2 protein-coding genes are annotated in these 1,830 nt (G+C 36.4%); both read left to right on the top strand.

The features are described from left to right. A partial coding sequence (locus tag ENL20_12650; protein HHE39399.1) for a hypothetical protein occupies positions 1–325 on the top strand: 325 nt, incomplete at its 5' end. Between the two features lie 221 nt (positions 326–546). Further along, positions 547–1,830, top strand: a 1,284-nt coding sequence (locus ENL20_12655; protein ID HHE39400.1) for a hypothetical protein, incomplete at its 3' end; no start/stop codon positions are given.

Consider the following 1,830-nt stretch of genomic DNA (forward strand, 5'->3'; position numbering starts at 1 on the left):
CACTATGACCGGCAGGTTCATTCCTAACGCCTTCAATGTAACTCCCACAGAAGTTTACAGGATTTACGCAGATGGAAGACCGGATGAACTCGTACGGGGAGTGGATCTGGTTGGAACTCCGCTGGCAATGTTTTCTGAAATTGAAGCTGCCGGTAATGATCCGAAAGTTTTTACCGGAATGTGTGGAGCAGAATCCGGAAGTGTTCCTGTTACCGCCATTTCTCCGTCTTTATTTGTAAAAAAGATCGAAACCCAGAAGAAGATGAAATCTCAGGAAAAACCTCCTATCCTTCCCAGACCTGATCTGGAGGATGTTGATTTTTAATAACTTTGCGAAAATTCAAACATTAGAAATTCTTGAAAGATAATTTTCTCAAAGTTCATAAAAGATAGAGGTTCTGCTTATTCCCAAATTCTCCCGAAAGCTTTCGGGAGGAACACAATTGGAGAAGAAACTCTGTTTCGAGGATGATATTTAAAATGAAATTTTTCAAAAAAATGCATTCCCAAATATAATTCAGGAATGAGTACAAAAGGAGAAAACAAATGAAGGTGAATAAAATAAAAATCTATCTATTAATGTTTGTTGTGATATTTATCACAAATCTTATTTACTCTCAAAATGCAAGTGAAACTATTAAAAAAGCAATGAAAGACGAATTAGAACGAAATATGAAAAATCTTACTCTGGAAAATCTGGAAAAACCATTTTTTATCAGTTATACTATCTGTGATGCAAAAACACTTTATCTAAGTTCAACTCTCGGAGCACTTATCAAATCAGAGGAAAAACCATATCGCAAACATTCTGCCCGCGTTCTGGTCGGAGATTATGAAAGCGATAATGAGAACTTCGTGGAAATGAATAATATGTATTCGTTCAACATGAATGAAGGAAATATTCCGCTTGATAATGATTATTACGGTATAAGGAACTCACTCTGGAAAACGACAGATATTATGTATAAAGATGCTGCTGAACTTTTCGAAAGGAAACTGTCTGCTATCGATCAGCAAAATCTATCCGAAGAAGAAAAAGACCTTCCTGATTTCTGCAAAGTTTCTCCAAATAATTTGGATATTTCCTCTGTAAGTTTTGAAATGGATAAACAGAAATGGGAAAAAACTGCAAAAGAACTTTCTGCGATCTTTAAAGATTATCATGATATCTTCTCATCGAATGTTTCCATATTTTTGTATCAGGCAGATGTGTATTTTTTGAACACGGAAGGAACTGATACTAAATACCCATTGAGTCTAACTGCTGTTCAGGTCAATGCGGAAACTCAAGCTGATGATGGTGAACCGCTTTTCGATCATGTTCTGTATTATGCCTTAACTCCGGCTGATCTGCCTGCTCTTAAAAATATGAAAAATGAAGTAAAATTAATGGCAGATAATCTGGTGAAGATCAAAAATGCTCCGATTTTTGATGATTCTTATTCAGGTCCGATTTTATTTGAAGATCAGGCAGTTGCAGAGCTTTTTGCTCAATCTATGTTTTCTTCCACGAGCGGTTTGAGCACCATGCGAAAACCGATTTTCGGAGAGCAGCAGATGGCAGCTATGCTCGGACAATTAATGGGAAAAACATTGGAATCCAAGATCGATAAAAAGATAATTTCCAAAGATTTGACGATTTCTGCTGTTCCCAAAATGAAAGAATTTAACGTAACAAACCTGATCGGCAGTTTTGAAGTCGATGCTGAAGGTGTTATTCCTTCCGATGAACTGGTTTTAGTTGAAAAGGGAATTTTGAAAACACTTTTAAATGGACGAACTCCAACTCCAAAAATCAGGGAATCAAACGGTCATAGCAGAACTTCTATG

The sequence above is a fragment of the Candidatus Cloacimonadota bacterium genome, from assembly GCA_011372345.1.
GTDB lineage: Bacteria > Cloacimonadota > Cloacimonadia > Cloacimonadales > TCS61 > DRTC01.